The organism is Lysinibacillus sp. COL-1, assembly GCF_059814265.1.
This window is the reverse complement of the sequence record NZ_JCAWSJ010000003.1, coordinates 766094-785129: the sequence shown is the minus strand read 5'-3', so window position 1 is coordinate 785129 and position 19036 is coordinate 766094. Positions and strand designations below refer to the sequence as shown.

The following is a 19036-nucleotide window of genomic DNA, read 5'->3' as shown; positions in this document are numbered from 1 at the left end:
ATTCCTATGATTGAATAACTAATTACTTTTAAGTCATCTTTTTTTTGCAATCGACAGTATTTTTTATAACTAACTTCTCCATTTGCGAACATAAGACCAAATTGATCAGGTTTAATTGAATAAAATACACCATTCTCGTCTTCTAAAATTAGTTTTGTTATAAGGTTCTCCCCGTTCGATTTTTGATTATGAGTATTGCTTCTCGAGCCTTCAATCCTCACCACTTTGTATATGGAGTTCCCCAAAATCTTTTCTGTTATATGAAAAGCTTGATCTTCTATAAAGTTGTTATTTATACACACTTATATCCCCCCTCTGTTCACTAAGCTTCTGATATACTATATGTAAAATTTAATATATAGTTTGGGGTACCGTCAGGAAAATGCAGATTTACAACGTTAAGGAAATTATAATAGAAAAAAGTCCAATTTCTCAGTATCATAAAAATTTATCATACAGCAGATTCACCTCGGTATGAACGAACTAAGTCAGAAGTCATTTTTTGTATGCGAGCTCCTTTATATTTAGTAGTGAGCTTTCCCTAATTGGTAATTGGAAGTAATGGGTGATATACAAGCCTTTCTGTATATCACCCATCATTTAATAAGGGATCACCTAGTTTGAATGTGTTAAAACACCCTAAAATTATAAGTTTAACATTAATATCCGTCTTGGTACTTCAACTTTCCTGAGTTAACTAAATTAACTTTAACTTTTAAATGCTTTATACTATGTTTATTTAAGTAAAACGAGTCTGCTTTCACTTCTTCTTTCCATTTACTTGGGTTTTGTCGATATAATGATTCCCCTAATCTGTAGATATCTGAATTTATTTCTATTCCTTTTTCAAAGGAGTTTAGAATTTCTAACTTTATAATATCTTCAGTTTTTGTAACCAACTCTTTATCATTAATTTCCTTGATTTTCTCATTGATTCCGGCTTGCACTTCAACTGTAATATTAAAAAGTATTGGTTTACTATTCATAATAGGGGTAATGGTAATCTTAGGTTTCTCTACCACTACTGAAACAACAGCGCTATCATTCTCAACAATCCACACAGGAGATCGAACGGTTTTTTCATCCATCCATCTTAGACCGTTTAAATCAGTCTCAGAAAGCCAGCCTTCTAGGCGATTATTTCTTATGAAAAAAGCACCATCATTTCTTAATAATGGTGCTTTTTTTGATTCTTCTTTCCAGTTTTCCGTCGAAATTTTAACTGATGGAATTAAAGCTGTTTGTCCCATTGGATCGCTATCTCTAATAAATTGATGAAACTGTTTAGGTTGTATATAAGATCTCTGTTTATAGCTTTCATATGGTTCATGGAGAATGGTTGACAATCCCGACAATGTAAAAAACGCTTTTGTTTTAAGTACATCTTCTATGGGTTCCTTTGTAGCATATAAGAGAATATTATAGCGTATTTCTCGGTATCGATTAATAAAATCAATCGAATCTTTAATATCTTGTTTTAGGAGTTGTTCACTCAAAATTAGCGTAGAGACATGTCCCCAAAAAAGTCTTTGTTGTGCATCTTTATATAATTGATTTAATGCTTCCGTAATTGTAATGCCTTCCCCTCTTCCTATCCAAACTGGTGGTTGTTTATCAGGTCTTGCCCCTTCTAACTTAGCAACATTAGAAAAGTCAAGTAACTGAGCATAGGCTATATATTTTCCTTCTTTAAAATCTATACCAAGAGCTGCTACATAATAAATATCTTGTACTTCTTTAATATTCCAGCATCCAGATAATATTGTGCTAGACAAGAGTATCATGGTTATTAGTTTTAGTTTGTTCAGCTTCACTCTTTCCCTTCTCCTTCATCAGTTTTAGAACTATCATTGGTCCGAAGGTAACTTACTCTATGCCCATAACTTCTCCACGGTAAGCGAAATAATGCCTTGAAAAAATCAGAACTAGATTTTGGGAAAACCAAAGCTAAGTAAGGTATCCCAAAGGAACGCAATCTAGAAAGATAAAGAACGATTACAAATCCCCCAAGCATAAAACCATATAACCCCATTAAAATTGAACATAATAGTACAAAGCCTCTGAGTATGGATACTGCTCCTGCTAGTAGTTGGTTTACTAGGGTATATCCCGCAATAGCAGATAAAGCAGTAATAACAATCACAGATGGGGAAATAAAACCCGAACGGATTGCAGCATCCCCAATGATTAGTCCGCCTACTACTGAAAGGGTTTGACCAAGTGGGGAAGGTAATCTTTGACCAGCTTCACGGAACATCTCAAAAAGAAACAAAACAATTATAAGCTCAAGTGGTGCTGGAAATGGTAGACCTGATCTTGCAACAGTCACAGTCGCAAGAAGAGGGAAAGGAATTTGATCTTGGTGATAAGCAAGTAATGCCATCCAAAATCCGGGTAGGAAGACAGCTAAAAGAAATCCAACCCACCGATAAAAGCGTGCAAATGATACAGTTAGAAAATTAAAGTGGGAATCTTCTGCAGCTTTTATTAAAAAAGTTATAGTAACAGGAGCGATAATAACAATTGGGGAGCCATCAATTATAATCACTACTCTACCTTGCAATAAGCATTCCACTGCAAAATCAGGTCTGGCTGTATCACCACAAAGAGGAAAAATAGATAAAGATTGTTTCGATACCATCTCTTGAATTTGAGTTGAACTAACTACGCCATCAATATCAATTAAAGTTAGACATTCTAGAATGTTATTTAGTATCTCTAAATTAACTACATCTTTTAAATATAATATCCCTATTTGAGTTTGAGTCCGTTTACCTAACGTCAATGTTTGATAAGATAAGGTGGGATGTCTTAATCTTTTTCGAATAAGTGCCACGTTTGTTGAAATATCCTCAATAAAATTGTCTCTTGGCCCACGAATGGATGTTTCGTAATTAGATTGTTCGGTAGAACGGTTTGGTTTATTTGATGCACTAACAGAGAAAAAGGTAAACGACTTAGGAAAATACAGAACTAAATTTCCATTAAATATTTCCAAAGAAATAGACTCGAACCCTTCACTCACTTCTAAAGGTGTCCATTCTAGGTCTTGTTGATATTTATCAATTTCTTCTTTTAAGAAACGGTATTGATGTTTTTGAGCTATTTTTTCTAATTGAGGAATAATAAATTGATTAATTTGTTTTTTGTCCACTAAACTCTCGCAATAAATGAAAAAGGTCTCTATATCACTATCTTCACTCCCGATTTTATGGAGAACTACTTTTACATCTTCACTATTTTGATATGTTGAACGTATTTTTTCCTCATTTATAATTGGATTAGGTTTATAGATAGTATATTTTCCATTCCCATTTTTTTTATTATTCTGTTCCCCTCTTCTCAAGGATTATCTCTCCTTTAATCTTTTTAGAAAAACTAAAAATCCTAATACTAATGAAAAGAAAAGCAGAAATAAAAAAGATAAATGAAAATAAACATTTTGTAAAAAACGAACAAATTCAATATCACTCATAGGAAGAAGAACAGCCACAAATGTAATTAGTGAACTGATTCCTATTAATACATTCCTTTTTTTCTCGTTTTTAAATGAAAATAATTGTCCAATAATATATAAACCAAAACTTATCCTAATAAATCCACCTGATAGCCATTGGTAAATTGAAAAGAAATCTACATGTTCAATAAACTTTCCTATTTTCAATAATCTCCATTCTTCGTAAGCAGGATACCTCTGATTAGCAGCCTCTTCAGGTCCAAAAATAGCAATAGAGCCCAATAAAGGGCCAAGCGTTAAGCAGATCAACACTAACCCAAGAATAATAAAACTCCGTGACTTGATATTCATTTTTAAATTATGTTGAATAAAAAAAATTAAAGTCACTTCTAGCAGAGAACCTAAACTGTAGACGATTCCTTTAATAACGGGTGTCAATCCATTTTCAAGGATAGGAAATATTTGAGAATAATCCTTATGAGGAAGATTAAGACTCATAACGAAAAAGCCCAATGCAACAACAAATACTAATAAAAAACCTGACAGAATAGATAAGGTTGTAAAATTAGATGTTGCAGCAAAAAAACAGATAACTAAAAATACAATAGCTAAAATGGGCGCAGGACTTTGTGGAAAATAGGATGTAACTGTCCATACAATCATATCTTTTAAGGTAACTCCAATAAATAAGAGAATAAACATATACATTAATAAACATAATCCCTTTGCAACAATATTCCCAAAGTGGTTATTTAACCATGAATACAGATGTGTGTGGTCTAACTTTTTCATAATAAATCGAATAAAAAGTAACCATCCCAGAATGAATCCCCCAGATAAGAGGACAGAAATCCATGAATCTCTCCTCGAGATAGCTAATAACATAGGAATCACCATAACGTGATTCATTAAGCCAATACTCATCATAAACAAAACAAATACTTGTGAAAAATTCGCTTTATGTTGTTGCATTGTTAAACCTACTAACTTAGTTGGATTTTATAAAGAATAAACTAATCACATCAAAACTAATTGGCAAGGATACTAAACGGTATTTTCTCCATTTATTAAGAAATTATTCATATAACACCTCATATTATAAGTGTAAGCCTCTACCTTACCCACATGTTTGGCATTTTTTTATATGCGATAATCTCCTAAAGATCGAATTCTAAGGAGGTTTTGCGATGAATAAATCTCAATTATGAATGGAATGGGGACAACGGATTACCAACTGTTTGGCCAGCGGACAAAGTGCTTCAAAATGGTGTGCTTCTAATGAAGGAAGCATTCATCAGTTCTGGTATTGGAAATAAAGCTTAAAATGACTCAGGATACAAGTGATAATTCACCTATATGGTTGACATTAGAAATGGACGATTCTTTCGAAAATCAAGATTAGTGGTAGGGGGTGGCCAAGCTTCTTTAGATGTTGAACCTGAATGCGATCCAAAGTTACTTCCAGATGTAGTAAGGACGCTTCAATCAGTATGTTGAGACCTTCAATGATTGAAAGTGTCTATCTCGAACGAGGTAGTACGAATATGAGGAAATCTATCGACGGATTAGCTATTTTGGTTCAGGTGGAGTTTAATCTAGACCCATTTTCATCAAGTCTATTTGTTTTTTGTTGCAATAAGGGTAGCGTCATGAAAATGCCGATTACAACAATAAGGAAATTCCAATATAAAAAGCCTGATTTCTCGTCAATTAAATTGAGAAATTTGGCTTTTTTGTCACTCCATAAAAGTCTTCTATTATTGGAGAATTTGTATATTACTTCGGGATAACAGGGACCCAGAGTTCGTGTCTTGGTTTATGCTTCTGACCGTAATAACATTCTATACACGGTAAATTTGCAAGTTCATACTCGGAGGTAGGAACCCACTCGGAATATAAACGTTTCCATGCATCCACTATGTTCGGAAAAACTGCCCATGTACCTGCGGGAATAATAAGCGTCTCCATATTTTCTGGGGATTCCCCATCGTATCTTACGCCCATGAAATAGGAAAATTGTTCATCTGTTATGGCGGCTTCTTTTCCGCAAACCCCCAGAAGGCTTTCAAGCGTGCATTTTGGATTTTCCCATGACATATCTACTAGTTCTTGCATAAATCCATCTTTTTTAGCAGTGTTCCAAAGCGTAGGGATTGTTTTAAATGCTCTGCTTGTTTTTACTGGCTTACTTTTTCCAACAATTCTTAAATCAAAATCAAGGTTTTCAATTCTGTAGTCCATCTCGTTATCTCCTTTAATAGAAATTTGAAAGGAAATTCTGGGAAAGGCTTTTAACTGTACCCCTCTATTACGAGCATTGGAAGGGGTTACTCCATGCATTTTTTGAAAGGCACGTGAGAAAGTATCAGAAGAAACATAACCATATTTAATTGCCACATCGATAATCCGAATATCACTTTTTTGAATTTCAAATGCTGCGAGTGTTAACCGTCTACGTCTAATATATTCTGATAGCGATATACCAGAGATTGAAGAGAACATTCTTGAAAAATGAAACTCAGAACAATTAGCTGCTTTTGCAATCTTTTTGTAGTCTATTTCTTCATCCAGACTATTTTCAATGTAGTTTAACGCATTGTTCATTCTTTCTAGCCAATCCATAAGTTTAATCCCTTTCAATATTTACTATAAAACAAAATAGATAATAATTGCCGACATTTCATGCCTAAAAATGTTGGTGAAAAAATACACCTTTTGATAGAATCAGGACAAACTATTTGTTTCCTTCCGATAGCTTTCTATATAATGAAGCCCTAGATACATTAGTAATTTCGCAAATTTGATTTACAGTCATACCGCCTTCTTTATATAGTTTTACTGCATAATTCATTCCTGCGTGATTTTTATGATATTTCTTTAACCGGCCTTTAAACTTGCCTTCTTTCTTAGCCAGCTCAATCCCTTCACGTTGACGCATACGGATAAGATCTCGCTCTAATTGATTAACACCAGCCATTACCGTAATTAAGAATTGACTGTAAGGATTATCTTCTGATAAATCTAGCCATGAATCCTTGAGTGATTTTAAGCTCGCCTTTTTACTTCGTATTAAATCAATCAATTCAAATAAATCCTGCGTACTTCGAGTGATCCGAGTTAAGTCTGTAACATAAATGATGTCGCCTTCTTGTATATCCTCTAACATCTTTTGAAGTTGCTTACGATCTTTTGTTGCTCCGGAAACTTTTTCTTCAAAAATAATATCCATTCTGATTTCGTTCAGTTGCTGAACTTGCCTTGAAGGATTCTGGCTAGTTGAACTGACACGTATATAACCAATTTTCCGCAAAATATCACCTCATTTTTTGAGACAAGTCTTATGAGACGCTCTTAACTATGATTTTATCAGTCTCCTACACTTGTATCAATAGAGTACACTCTATTGATATATAATTGAACTAATAAATTGAAAATACAGAAATGGGAGGATATTGAATGAAAATTGCGAGAGGTAGAGAATTGCTTACACCGGAACAGAGACAGGCTTTTATGCAAATCCCTGAAGATGAATGGATACTTGGGACCTACTTCACTTTTTCCAAACGGGATTTAGAAATAGTTAATAAGCGAAGGAGGGAAGAAAACCGTTTAGGATTTGCCGTTCAATTAGCTGTTCTTCGCTATCCCAGTTGGCCATACACCCATATCAAAAGCATCCCAGATTCAGTCTTACAATATATATCGAAACAGATCGGTGTAAGTCCATCCTCACTTAGTCATTATCCTCAAAGGGAAAATACACTTTGGGATCATTTGAAAGAAATTCGAAGTGAATACGACTTTGTAACTTTTACCCTAAGAGAATATCGAATGACATCTAAGCACCTTCATCAATTAGCTTTGGAAAATGGTGATGCCATTCATCTACTGCATGAATGTATAGATTTTCTAAGAAAAAACAAAATCATACTACCTGCTATCACTACACTTGAAAGAATGGTGTGGGAGGCAAGAGCAATGGCTGAAAAGAAGCTATTTAATGCGGTTAGTCAGTCTCTAACAATTGAGCAAAAAGAAAAACTTGAAGAGATCATAACTTCGCAGCATCCATCCGATTCCAATAAAACAATATTGGGTTGGTTAAAGGAACCCCCGGGTCATCCTTCACCCGAAACATTTCTAAAAGTAATAGAACGGCTGGAATACATACGGGAAATAGAATTGGAGACGGTAAAAATTAGTCATTTGCATCGCAATCGCCTGTTACAGCTATCTCGTTTAGGTTCAAGATATGAGCCTTATGCATTCCGTGACTTTCAGGAAAATAAACGCTACTCAATATTAACCGTCTATTTATTAAATCTTACTCAGGAGTTAACGGATAAAGCTTTTGAAATTCATGACAGACAAATACTCAGTCTGTTATCAAAAGGCCGTAAGGCTCAAGAGGAAATTCAGAAACAAAATGGTAAAAAGCTGAATGAGAAAGTTATACACTTTACGAACATTGGACAAGCTTTGATCAAAGCAAAACAGGAGAAATTAGACGTTTTTGAGGTTTTAGAATCCGTTATCGAATGGAATTCTTTTGTCTCTTCAGTCGAAGAAGCTCAGGAGCTTGCACGTCCTGCCGACTATGATTATTTAGACTTACTACAAAAACGGTTTTATTCACTAAGAAAATATACGCCAACGCTATTAAGAGTATTGGAATTCCATTCCACAAAGGCAAATGGGCCACTTTTAAAGGCTGTTGAGATTATCCGAGGAATGAACGAATCCGGAAAACGAAAAGTGCCTAATGACTCACCTGTGGATTTTATTTCAAAACGATGGAAAAAGCATTTATACGAGGAGGATGGTACAACAATAAATCGTCATTACTATGAAATGGCTGTTTTATCAGAACTTCGGGAGCATGTTCGGGCAGGAGATGTTTCCATTATAGGTAGCAGACAATATAGAGATTTTGAGGAATATTTGTTTTCGGAAGATACATGGAACCAAACGAGGGAGAATACGAGATTATCAGTTAGTTTATCATTCGAGGATTATATAACGGAGAGAACCAGCAGCCTTAATGAAAAGTTAAAATGGTTAGCTTCCAATTCCAACAAGTTGGATGGAGTTTCTCTTGAAAAAGGAAAGCTGTCACTTGCACGCTTAGAAAAAGATGTTCCAGAAGAGGCAAAAAGGTTTAGTGCAAGCCTTTATCAGATGCTACCAAGAATAAAATTAACTGATTTACTCATGGATGTGGCTCATATTACAGGATTTCATGAGCAATTCACTCATGCTTCCAATAATCGAAAACCAGATAAGGAAGAAACAATCATTATCATGGCTGCTCTTTTAGGAATGGGAATGAATATTGGCTTGAGCAAGATGGCCGAAGCCACACCTGGACTTACATATAAGCAATTAGCCAATGTATCTCAATGGCGCATGTATGAAGATGCAATGAATAAAGCCCAAGCCATTTTAGTAAATTTCCATCATAAATTACAGTTGTCCTCCTATTGGGGTGACGGTACAACATCCTCGTCAGATGGTATGAGAATGCAGCTAGGTGTTTCATCACTGCATGCAGATGCAAACCCACATTATGGCACGGGAAAAGGAACCACCATCTACCGTTTTACTAGTGATCAATTCTCTTCTTACTACACAAAGATTATTCATACTAATTCAAGGGATGCGATTCATGTTTTGGACGGTTTATTGCACCATGAGACAGATCTAAACATAGAAGAGCATTATACAGACACAGCCGGTTACACAGACCAAATTTTCGGATTGACCCATTTATTAGGATTTAAATTTGCTCCGAGAATAAGAGATTTATCAGACTCAAAATTATTTACAATAGATAAAGCAAGTGAATATCCAAAATTAGAAGCCAGTTTACGTGGACAAATAAATACAAAGGTCATTAAAGAAAATTATGAGGACGTTTTGCGATTAGCTCATTCTATAAAGGAAGGAACAGTTTCAGCATCCCTTATTATGGGGAAACTAGGATCTTATTCAAGACAAAATAGCTTAGCCACAGCCTTGCGTGAGATGGGACGAATAGAAAAAACGATCTTTATTTTGAATTACATTTCGGATGAATCATTAAGAAGAAAAATACAAAGAGGATTGAATAAAGGAGAAGCCATGAATGGATTAGCAAGAGCTATTTTCTTTGGAAAACAAGGTGAGCTTAGGGAGCGAACCATACAGCATCAATTGCAAAGGGCCAGTGCCTTAAACATAATCATTAATGCCATCAGTATATGGAATACCTTACATCTAACAAAAGCAGTTGAATATCAAAAACAGACTGGTAGTTTTAATGAAGATTTGTTACACCATATGTCACCTTTAGGTTGGGAACATATTAATTTGCTAGGAGAATATCATTTTAATTCGGAGAAAGTGATCTCATTAGATTCTTTAAGACCACTAAAACTTTCTTAACGTTGTTAAAAATGGGGGAATCGTCAGGAAAATAGGCTTAACGTTGTAAATCCGCATTTTCCTGACGGTACCCAAGTTTTAACTAATCAGGAAATTGGAATCTTTTTTTTACAATATAATAAAAATTCGTCAAATTATATTTGACGAATTTTTTGCTTCATCTTTACTTATTCGATTTTGAGCAATTGTGCATTTATTGCACATATAATCGTACTTAAGGACATGACAGCAGCTCCAATTGCAGGTGTAATAACAATACCTACACTATATAAAACGCCTGCAGCTAGTGGAATTGCAAGAATGTTATAACCAGCTGCCCACCCTAAATTTTGGACCATTTTTTTATGACTAGCTTTCGATAGCTTTAATGTATTCAGAATGTCCTCTGGATTGCTGTTTACCAGTACTACATCTGCAGTTTCAATGGCCACATCTGTGCCTGCACCGATCGCAATACCTAAATCTGATTCAGCCAGTGCAGGCGCATCATTAACACCGTCACCAACCATTGCAACTTTCGAATTTTCTTCTTTTAGTCCTTTCACCTTATTAGCTTTTTCATGGGGTAATACTTCAGCAATAACTTTCGTCATGCCTAGTTTTTCACCAACATATTTTGCTACACGCACGTTATCACCTGTCATCATAACGGTTTCAATACCTAAATCACTCAATTCTTTTATAACCTTATAAGAGGAATCCCTTATTATGTCTGCTAAAGCAATCATGCCTAAAAATACATTATCCTTTAATATAAAAATAACGGTTTTACCTTGTTGTGCAAGTTTTTCGTAAGTACTTTCATCGAAGCTAATATTTTTTTCTTTTAAAACATTTGGACTAACAATTGCAATTTCAGACCCGTTAACATTAGCCACTAACCCTTTACCTGTTAAATTTTTAAAACCTTTTACTTCAGATACTTTTATATTTTGCTTCTTACCCTCTTTTACAATTCCCTTTGCTATTGGATGTTCAGATTGAATTTCTACAGAGTAAGCAAGCTTTAATAATTCTTTTTCGCTAACCCCTGTAACTGGATGAATATCCGTTATACCAAAATTACCTTCAGTTAAGGTACCAGTTTTATCAAACACAATTCTATTGATTTTAAATGCGTTTTCAAATGAAGTACGATTCCTAATTAATAAACCCTTCTTAGCAGCAATAGATGTAGAACGTGATGTTACTAAAGGAGTAGCTAGACCTAAAGCATGAGGACAAGCAATTATTAAAACTGTCACCATTCTTTCTAATGCAAAATCAAAGTCATCTGTTGACCACCAATAAACCAGTGTGATAATACCTGCAACAATAGCGACATAGAATAACCATTTAGCGGCTGTATCAGCAAATCCTTGAGCTTTTGATTTAGTTTTTTCTGCATCGCTTACTAATTGGATTACTTGTGCAAGATAAGTGTCACTGCCTGTTTTACTAACATTTATTTTTAGTACACCCTCTCCATTAATTGAACCCCCAATGGCCTCCATACCTACCTTTTTTTCAATAGGAATTGATTCCCCAGTTAACATCGATTCATCAACTGTAGAGTGTCCTTCAAAAACTATTCCATCAATGGGAATTTTCTCGCCTGGTTTTACTAGTATTTGATCACCTGGTTTTAAATCTTCAACAGATACTTCAATAAGGTTGCCTGATGCATCTAACTTATGAGCTTCTTTAGGCATTAATTTAATTAACTCTTCTAATGCTTTTGAAGCACCCATTATTGATCTCATTTCGATCCAATGTCCAAGAAGCATAATAACAATTAAGGTTGCTAATTCAAAAAAGAAGTCACTTCCTTCAATGAAAAATGCTGTTAGTGAACTATAGACATAAGCTGTTACGATAGCAAGAGTAATTAATAGCATCATCCCAGGAGTTCTATTTTTCAATTCACTCCATGCTCCAAGTAAAAATGGTTTTCCTCCATAGAAAAAGACTATTGTTGAAAGTAAGAATAGTAATAATGTGTCACCAGCAAAATTTACTTTATATCCAAGAAGCATCTGAATCATCATGGATAAATATGATATTGGAATCGTTAATACTAAAGATACCCAAAACCTTTTCTTAAAATCAGAAATCGAATGACCATGGTGTTTGTTGTTACCCTCGCTTTGATTATGTTGATGATGATTGTGTTCATTATTTTTCTTATTGTTAGGGCTGTAATTTTCATGAACATCTTGCATATGATTTGTTATTGGTTCATGCGAAACATTATGATTGTGGATGTGGTCTCTTTTTTCTTTTCTCTCCATCAAATATCACTCCTCTAAATATAAATCAGATGTGTACTATTTTTTTAGTGAATGTTCCCTCATTTTTCTTGAATTCATTTCTCCTAGGTTTCCTAGAAAAAATATTTCTTATTTAATCTTAATTTACCCCAAAGTTATGCAAAAATTATGAATTGTAATTTGAATAAAATTATTATTTAACAAAAAAAGAATGAGGATAAAAATGTACCTCATTCTTTGTCTTAATTTATATTAATTTCTTCTTTCGAATAAACTTTAAATAGATGAATAGGACGAAAATAAACATTACGCTAAATTTTGTGTACACCGATGCATCCTGATTTAAATTCGAGTCCTCTGTGTCTTTATGAGTTACATTTTTATTTATTTTACTATTGGCATTTTCTAACTGAAAAGATGCGATAGTATCCTGATTTTGATTTAATAGCTCTAAATGACCCTTTCCAGAGATTCTTTGACTAACTGTTTCATGTTGTAAAACTATATAATCGAGTTTTTCTTTGGTCTTAAAGGACATTTCATCAATTTTATATATTTTTCCCATCGGAATATTCCTAGACTCAAAATTCTCAAATGCATAATCAAGAAGTTCTATTGTATCGTTATAGGCCATGTCTTCTGTTTGCGCTTTAAGCGTTACGACAATAACCGATATATCGTTTCTTGTTGCTGTTGTTATAAGAGTTATTCCTGATTCATCAACATATCCAGTCTTTCCACCCGTTATTCCTTCATAAGGTCGCTCTCTCATTAATTTATGATGACTATAAAGAGTAGTATCCCACGATTTGCCATCCCAATTAAGTTCCTTTAGACCAAAAATTTTACGAAACTCCTTATTTTGCATTGCGTATTTCGTAATTTTTGCTAAATCTTGTGCAGTAGTTTTATGATCTGGATCATATAGTCCATGGGGATTTACAAAGTTCGTATTTTGTATTCCAATATTCTCTAAATATTTATTTATACTAGTCGAAAACTGTTTTACAGACCCATCCAAATGCTCAGCAATAGCAATACCTGCATCATTACCAGAATTCACAAGTAAGCCTTGAATAAGCTTTCTTAGATTAACCTTTTCTCCTTCTTCTAAAAAAACCCTAGTTCCTTCAACTTCTCTAGCATTTTTACTAATTGTGACAATGTCTTCTAGGTTCCCTTTTTCAATTGCATATATTGCAGTTGCTATCTTTGTTAAGCTAGCAGGAGCCATCTTCTGATTTGGATTTTTTTCATATAAAATTCGCCCCGTTTTTTCATCTATTAATATAGCAGCTTCACTGCTAATCAAAGGAGATTCGACCTTCATTGCGCCATGAACTCTATAAACAAAATTTGAACCTAGTATTAAGAAGATTACTACTAAAATCGCAACCTTTTTTATTAAATGTGTTTCCATATTATTATTCTCCTCATAGTAATCTACACATGTATCTTAGAAAAAATATGTGGAGAAAATATGGAGAACAAGTTACGTAATCTAAACTTAACACTTGTAACAATAGTGATTTCTATTAATGTTTGAAAAGCAATGTACTTTTATTTGTTTCTAAATTATTTATATTTACATTCCCCAATAAGTAATTGTGTCAAAAATTCCAATAATAAAAAGAGTAACTCCGGCTATTTTTTGAATAAACCTACCTACTTTAATACTTTTCTTCATTACTAATCCCTTAATATCAAAGTACCATATAAAAAATAAGATGATGACAAGAGGTATTGATGTTGCCAATCCAAATATTGCAGGTAACACTAATCCATATGAAGTCGACATAACGGTTGGCATTAGCCATACAAAATAGAGTACAAACATTGTTGGACAGAATGCAATTGCAAAACTAGCTCCTAGAAAAAAGGAACCAATATAACCTTCTTTTAGTATAGTAGGAACGTTCTTTGAAATTCGATTTAATATTCTTAACTTTATTGTCCCCATTAACACAAGTCCGGTAAGTATTAATAGAGGACCAATCAATTTTCGGAAAACCGGAAAGAAATTAATTATTTTGTTTTCAAATGTTTGTCCAAATGCCCACGCCAACAAACCAATTGCACTATATACTATGACTTTACCCATAATAAACGAAACGATCTCTCTCCAATTACTACCTAATTGGATAGTACGATTACCATATAACGTAATAGCGCTAATATTTCCAGTCAGTTGACATGGAGCAAATGCACCTATCAACCCAAGGAGGATAGATATAATGATTGGGGAATGCTCATATGAATTTAAGAATACAGAAACTGGTTCACTTATGGTTTGACTAATTTGAGACATCAAATTATACATCTCAATCACCCTTCAATAACCTTATTTTATTTTTAATTCCCCTTCTGAAGCTAATTTATCCCACGATTCCCCTTCGTTCTTAGAAAGATAGAAGTTAAGATTATTTGTTACAAAAGTAATTTCTTCTCGATTAGTAGGATTAGAAGCGATATAAATAATTGGGTCTTGCATTATCTCGTTTGGGAGTTGTATATTTTTTTCTTCTTTACTATCCAATGAGAATGATCTAAGGGAAACAGAATTTGAGTCATAGTTTGTATAGTAACCCCCATTCTCATTTAAAGTTACGTATGTAACCATTTGAGTAGACTTAAGTAATTTAAAGTTAACTCCATAGTCATTCGAAACAAAGATTCCATCTTTACTACCAATTGCAACTATTTCTTTTTTGGAAGGGTGAGCTGATAAATTAGAAACAAACTCGGAATTAAAGCCATTCATAGCTGATTCAGTCCAAGACTTCCCTTCATCAATTGAATAATGCAATCCACCACTCATATTCTCTGTAGGTGTTTCATTAATGACATAGATTGTATTCGAATCATAACCAGCTGCAAGATAATGAAAATCAATTTCGCCGTAAAAGGCTAATTGTTCTAGATTTGCTCCTTCATCTGTACTTTTTATAACTCCTAAAGGGTTTTTAAGGTTTGAGCCTTCCTCAGGATGTCCACTTGAATAGAAGCCATCTTTGACCGCCTGAAAGCCCATATAGTCATGTTTTTGGCTGTTCGCTTCTTCCCAACCCTTTACACCATATTTATACAATCCTCTATGTGTTGCAATTACAAAATCACTTTTACCATTTATATATCCCAAACCATGTATATGTTCAATTTTTGGGTTATCCACTTCTTCAAATGAATAACTATCTTTTTCTTTTGAATTACAAGCACTTAAAACTAAAACAATAACTAATAGACCTAACCAAATTTTGTAATTTTTCATACTTTTCTCCTTTTAACTCCATTTATACCCTATTCCCCAAACCGTTTTAAGGAACTCATCGGTAGGAAAGTCAGATTTACTTAATTTTTCTCTTAGATTTCTTATATGTGAATCAACAGTCCGCGTATCTGTATCTGTTTCATATTCCCATGCAGCATGCAGTAATTCCTCTCTTGTAAATGTCTTAGAAGGTCGAGATATTAATGCTTTTATAATTAAAAATTCTTTTAAAGTAAGTTGCACACTTGAATTTTGGTAGTGTAGAGAATATGTTTCTTTATCTAAAACAAAATCTTTAAAAGTGATATTTTCATTATCCTTTTCAAATCCGACAATTCTACGCAAAACAGCATTGATTCTTGCTATTAACTCTCTTTCATCGAATGGCTTGGATATATAGTCATCTGCACCTAATAAAAGTCCCTTAGCTAAATCAGATTTATCAGCTCTTGCAGTTAGCATTATAATGGGTACTTTTGAAAATTCACGAATAGATTCACAAACATCCCATCCATCCATTTCAGGCATCATAACATCTAATAAAACGAGATCGATATTTTCTTTCTTAATTCTCTCTATTGCCTTTATTCCGCTCTTTTCTTTAATACAGGTATATCCATGTGGAATTAAAAATAATTCGACTAAATCGAGCATTCTTTCTTCATCATCCACAATCAAAATTGTCTGCATATTTAACCTCCATGTGTTATATGATCACCGTAAATGTACTTCCTTCTCCAAGTTTACTTTTGACTTCAATGGTACCATTGTGTGCTTCTACTAATTCCTTCACAACAGCAAGTCCAATTCCTGAACCACCATATGCACGAGAACGTGATTTCTCAACACGATATAGCTTCTCAAAAATGAAGTCAATTTCTTCTTGTGGAATGCCAATACCTGTATCAATAACCTCAATTCTTGTTTTCCCTTCATTTTTACAAGCCTTTAATGTTACCTCTGTATTTTCCTTTGAATATTTCAAAGCATTATCCAATAGGTTTATGACAATTTGCTCTAAACGTAATGGGTCAGCATATATTTGAAAATCTTCAGTGCAAACAAAGTTCAACTTAATATTCTTGAGATCATATGAAGGAGCAACAAGTTTACATATTGCTTCGAAAAAATATCGAGCAGAGAAAGATTCTTTCATGACAGTAAATGTGTTTTCGTCCATTCTAGCCAAGTCTAATAAATTTTTTACCAATTCCTTCATTCTATTGGACTCTTCAACAATAATTTCAAGATACTGTTCTCTTTGTTTCTTACTTAGACTCTCTCTCATCGCTACTTTTGAATATCCAATTAAATATGTCAACGGTGTACTTAATTCATGAGCCACTGACGCCAGAAATTCATTCCGGTCTGTTTTTAAACGTTCTAAATCATTGGCTAATTTCTGAATTGAACTTGCTAACTCACCAAGCTCGTTTTTACTTTTAATTGCAAGCTTTACATTAAACTCACCTTTGCTTAATTTCTCTGTTGCCTCTTTCATCCGTATTAAAGGTCTTGTTATAACTTTTGACAGAACCGCGTAAACAATAAAAAGTACAATAAAACTTGTAGCACCTGCCATACCAAAATGTTCAGTTAATTCATGAACCATCTTATTAAGAGAACCAGTACTTTGTAGCATTAAAACGTATCCAGATTGATTTGTATTTGAGATATAAGGATGCACACTCATAATATAAGGGGATTCTTTCCAGTTAGAAGTCAATAATTCATCTGTTTCTACGTCTACGTTCTTTATTAAAGAAACTATTTGTCCACTTAAAGATTCACTAATATCTGAACTACCAATGATATTTCCTTTATTATCGGTAATGATCACCGCACGATCTTTACTTTTTTCCATCAAAACGATATGTTTTATTGTAGTTTCAGAAAAATTTTCAATTAAAACATCTCTATGATTAGCACCATTCGCCAATAATGTATAATATTCTTCTTCAACTCTCGAATTAATTATATTTCGATGAAGATAAAACATAAGAAATAAATCCATTATTAGCACTACAATAAAAAAACACGATGCTAATTTTGTAGAGATTTTGTTCACTAATTTTTTCACCTCTCTTATTAGTCTAAAAAATTATTACTTAGTCTGGTAAAATTTGTTCCATGTAACTCTTTATATCCTGTTCTTTCATTTCTCCAGTGATTATTTTTTCTATTTTACCCTCTGAATTAATAAGAATAGTCGTTGGTAATGGATTTATATTATATGCTTCCATTACACTTTTGTTTTTGTCAATTAATACCGGAAAAGTTAAACCTTTTCGGTCAATATAATTTTGAACCACGAAGTCGGATTCTGCTATATTTATAGCTAATACCTGTATACCTTTTTCTTTATATTCCTTATAATATCTATCTATAATTGGGAATTCCCTTTCACAGGGTTTGCACCAAGTCCCCCAAAAGTTTAAAAAGACACCTTGTCCTTTGTATTCCTCCAAATTATGTTTATCACCATACATATCAACTAGAGTAAAATTTGGAGCATTATCCCCTATTTGTAATACTTCATTTTTTTCTTTAGTTAAAGTTGTATATACTGTAAATAATATTGCCCCAAATAATACAATTAATATAATTGAACGCATAAGAAATCGTCTCTTTTTTTTATCCATAATTAAGTTTGGTTCCTTCCCCTCTTATATGATATAAAACTAAAAGCCAGTAAATCCTCCAAAAATAGGTGTTAAAAACGCAATAATTTTAGTCATCATATCAAAGTACAATAAAACCCCCATCAGAATCATTATTGCACCACCTATTTTCATAAACAGTCCATTTTTTCTTTGAAGAAACTTCATTTTTCCAATAAATAAGGACATTATTAGGAAAGGTATAGAGAAACCTAGCACATAAAATAACATGTACAACATTCCTTGCCCGGGGTTAGACACTCCTAAAGCTATTACTCCGGCAAGAATTGGTCCAGTACAAGGTGTCCATCCAGCTGCAAAACCCATACCAATAAGTACTGAGCCAAAATATCCTTTGGGCCTTTTTTTAAAACTAATCTTTTTTTCCGATTGTAAAATATCGAATTTAAAGAAACCTAGAATAACTAATCCAAAAAAGACCATGAAAATTGCTCCAAATTGCCTTAGTAACTCTTTATACTGAATAAAAATCTTTCCGATAAAAGAAGTTGAGAAACCTAATGCCATAAAAATAATAGAAAAACCAAGTAAAAAAAGCAGGGTATGTATTAAAGACTTTCGTCTTAAGATCCCTTTCTCTTCTTTTAGTTCATTAAAGGATATTCCTGTTATATAAGATAGAAAAGCAGGATACAATGGTAATGAACAAGGTGATACAAATGATAATAATCCAGCCCCAAATGCAAGTATTAAATTTAATTGTTCTAACAAATACTCTCACGCAACCTTTCTACAGAACATTTAAAAATAAAGTATAGACTATAAATGTGGAGAATATATGCATATGTTGATACATATCAAAATTAAGAAGTTTATTTTTGATACCTTTCTACAACTCATTAATTAATAGCAATTTTTTTTTAAAAAAAGTTTTAATTCCTGCTCTAAGGATTATAATTCAACGGTAATAATGACAAAACAAAACCCTGGCACAGTAGACAATGTACCAAGGTTATTT

The 19036-nt window shown here is 33.3% G+C and carries 17 protein-coding genes; 4 read left to right on the top strand and 13 right to left on the bottom strand.

The annotated features are described in order from the left end of the window. Positions 1–437: 437 nt before the first annotated feature. Positions 438–545, top strand: coding sequence for a sunset domain-containing protein (locus tag AC6BKE_RS08165; protein ID WP_434801665.1), 108 nt, complete (start codon positions 438–440; stop codon positions 543–545). Between the two features lie 114 nt (positions 546–659). On the opposite strand, the gene AC6BKE_RS08160 is transcribed toward AC6BKE_RS08165, so the two are convergent. From AC6BKE_RS08160 to AC6BKE_RS08150, 3 genes are read right to left on the bottom strand one after another with little or no spacing between them, the layout of a single operon-like run. Then, a complete protein-coding gene (locus AC6BKE_RS08160; RefSeq protein WP_229387491.1) occupies positions 660–1814 on the bottom strand; it encodes a Ger(x)C family spore germination protein in 1155 nt (384 codons plus the stop codon). After that, on the bottom strand, positions 1811–3346 hold the full coding sequence (locus tag AC6BKE_RS08155; RefSeq protein ID WP_229387493.1) for a spore germination protein: 1536 nt from the start codon (positions 3344–3346) through the stop codon (positions 1811–1813). The genes AC6BKE_RS08160 and AC6BKE_RS08155 overlap by 4 nt, the downstream gene beginning before the upstream one ends. A 3-nt stretch (positions 3347–3349) precedes the next feature. Continuing rightward, positions 3350–4429, bottom strand: coding sequence for a GerAB/ArcD/ProY family transporter (locus AC6BKE_RS08150; RefSeq protein ID WP_229387495.1), 1080 nt, complete (start codon positions 4427–4429; stop codon positions 3350–3352). A 236-nt stretch (positions 4430–4665) separates the two neighbouring features. Between AC6BKE_RS08150 and tnpA the strand changes: the two genes are divergently transcribed. Next, the gene (tnpA, locus tag AC6BKE_RS08145; RefSeq protein WP_379261829.1) at positions 4666–4773 is read left to right on the top strand and encodes an IS66 family insertion sequence element accessory protein TnpA; all 108 of its coding nucleotides are present in this window, start codon (positions 4666–4668) and stop codon (positions 4771–4773) included. Positions 4774–4899: 126 nt separating this feature from the next. After that, the gene (gene tnpB, locus AC6BKE_RS08140) at positions 4900–5247 is read left to right on the top strand and encodes an IS66 family insertion sequence element accessory protein TnpB (protein WP_353625556.1); all 348 of its coding nucleotides are present in this window, start codon (positions 4900–4902) and stop codon (positions 5245–5247) included. Here tnpB and AC6BKE_RS08135 read toward each other — a convergent pair. Both AC6BKE_RS08135 and AC6BKE_RS08130 read right to left on the bottom strand, forming a co-directional pair. Next, complete coding sequence (locus AC6BKE_RS08135; RefSeq protein ID WP_229387497.1) at positions 5234–6079, bottom strand: AraC family transcriptional regulator; 846 nt, start codon at positions 6077–6079, stop codon at positions 5234–5236. The genes tnpB and AC6BKE_RS08135 overlap by 14 nt on opposite strands. 112 nt (positions 6080–6191) lie before the next feature. Then, complete coding sequence (locus AC6BKE_RS08130; protein WP_079524004.1) at positions 6192–6767, bottom strand: recombinase family protein; 576 nt, start codon at positions 6765–6767, stop codon at positions 6192–6194. Between the two features lie 146 nt (positions 6768–6913). Between AC6BKE_RS08130 and AC6BKE_RS08125 the strand changes: the two genes are divergently transcribed. Beyond that, entirely contained in the window at positions 6914–9880 is a 2967-nt protein-coding gene (locus tag AC6BKE_RS08125; protein ID WP_229387499.1) for a Tn3 family transposase, read from the top strand. 167 nt (positions 9881–10047) lie between these two features. Here the strand turns inward: AC6BKE_RS08125 and AC6BKE_RS08120 are convergent, their stop codons facing one another. From AC6BKE_RS08120 to AC6BKE_RS08085, 8 genes are all read right to left on the bottom strand, one after another. Then, positions 10048–12150 (bottom strand): copper-translocating P-type ATPase, encoded by a 2103-nt coding sequence (locus tag AC6BKE_RS08120; RefSeq protein ID WP_009374088.1) that lies wholly within the window; start codon positions 12148–12150, stop codon positions 10048–10050. A gap of 226 nt (positions 12151–12376) precedes the next feature. Further along, positions 12377–13549: a D-alanyl-D-alanine carboxypeptidase family protein gene (locus tag AC6BKE_RS08115; protein WP_009374089.1), complete on the bottom strand. Its 1173-nt coding sequence runs from the start codon at positions 13547–13549 to the stop codon at positions 12377–12379. A gap of 165 nt (positions 13550–13714) precedes the next feature. Continuing rightward, complete coding sequence (locus AC6BKE_RS08110) at positions 13715–14449, bottom strand: urease accessory protein UreH domain-containing protein (RefSeq protein WP_009374090.1); 735 nt, start codon at positions 14447–14449, stop codon at positions 13715–13717. Positions 14450–14470: 21 nt separating this feature from the next. Next, on the bottom strand, positions 14471–15397 hold the full coding sequence (locus AC6BKE_RS08105; RefSeq protein ID WP_009374091.1) for a F510_1955 family glycosylhydrolase: 927 nt from the start codon (positions 15395–15397) through the stop codon (positions 14471–14473). A gap of 12 nt (positions 15398–15409) precedes the next feature. Continuing rightward, a complete protein-coding gene (locus tag AC6BKE_RS08100; protein WP_009374092.1) occupies positions 15410–16087 on the bottom strand; it encodes a response regulator transcription factor in 678 nt (225 codons plus the stop codon). A 16-nt stretch (positions 16088–16103) separates the two neighbouring features. Then, positions 16104–17465 (bottom strand): sensor histidine kinase, encoded by a 1362-nt coding sequence (locus tag AC6BKE_RS08095; RefSeq protein ID WP_009374093.1) that lies wholly within the window; start codon positions 17463–17465, stop codon positions 16104–16106. Positions 17466–17505: 40 nt separating this feature from the next. Further along, complete coding sequence (gene resA, locus AC6BKE_RS08090; RefSeq protein WP_036075026.1) at positions 17506–18039, bottom strand: thiol-disulfide oxidoreductase ResA; 534 nt, start codon at positions 18037–18039, stop codon at positions 17506–17508. Between the two features lie 39 nt (positions 18040–18078). Next, positions 18079–18789 (bottom strand): cytochrome c biogenesis CcdA family protein, encoded by a 711-nt coding sequence (locus tag AC6BKE_RS08085; RefSeq protein WP_009374095.1) that lies wholly within the window; start codon positions 18787–18789, stop codon positions 18079–18081. Positions 18790–19036: the final 247 nt, after the last annotated feature.

Coding starts and splice junctions, on each gene's coding strand:
- AC6BKE_RS08150 (WP_229387495.1), bottom strand. CDS start 4,429: ATGCAACAACATAAAGCGAATTTTTCACAAGTATTTGTTTTGTTTATG.
- tnpA (WP_379261829.1), top strand. CDS start 4,666: ATGGAATGGGGACAACGGATTACCAACTGTTTGGCCAGCGGACAAAGT.
- tnpB (WP_353625556.1), top strand. CDS start 4,900: ATGCGATCCAAAGTTACTTCCAGATGTAGTAAGGACGCTTCAATCAGT.
- AC6BKE_RS08135 (WP_229387497.1), bottom strand. CDS start 6,079: ATGGATTGGCTAGAAAGAATGAACAATGCGTTAAACTACATTGAAAAT.
- AC6BKE_RS08125 (WP_229387499.1), top strand. CDS start 6,914: ATGAAAATTGCGAGAGGTAGAGAATTGCTTACACCGGAACAGAGACAG.
- AC6BKE_RS08120 (WP_009374088.1), bottom strand. CDS start 12,150: ATGGAGAGAAAAGAAAAAAGAGACCACATCCACAATCATAATGTTTCG.
- AC6BKE_RS08115 (WP_009374089.1), bottom strand. CDS start 13,549: ATGGAAACACATTTAATAAAAAAGGTTGCGATTTTAGTAGTAATCTTC.
- AC6BKE_RS08110 (WP_009374090.1), bottom strand. CDS start 14,449: ATGTATAATTTGATGTCTCAAATTAGTCAAACCATAAGTGAACCAGTT.
- AC6BKE_RS08105 (WP_009374091.1), bottom strand. CDS start 15,397: ATGAAAAATTACAAAATTTGGTTAGGTCTATTAGTTATTGTTTTAGTT.
- AC6BKE_RS08100 (WP_009374092.1), bottom strand. CDS start 16,087: ATGCAGACAATTTTGATTGTGGATGATGAAGAAAGAATGCTCGATTTA.
- resA (WP_036075026.1), bottom strand. CDS start 18,039: ATGGATAAAAAAAAGAGACGATTTCTTATGCGTTCAATTATATTAATT.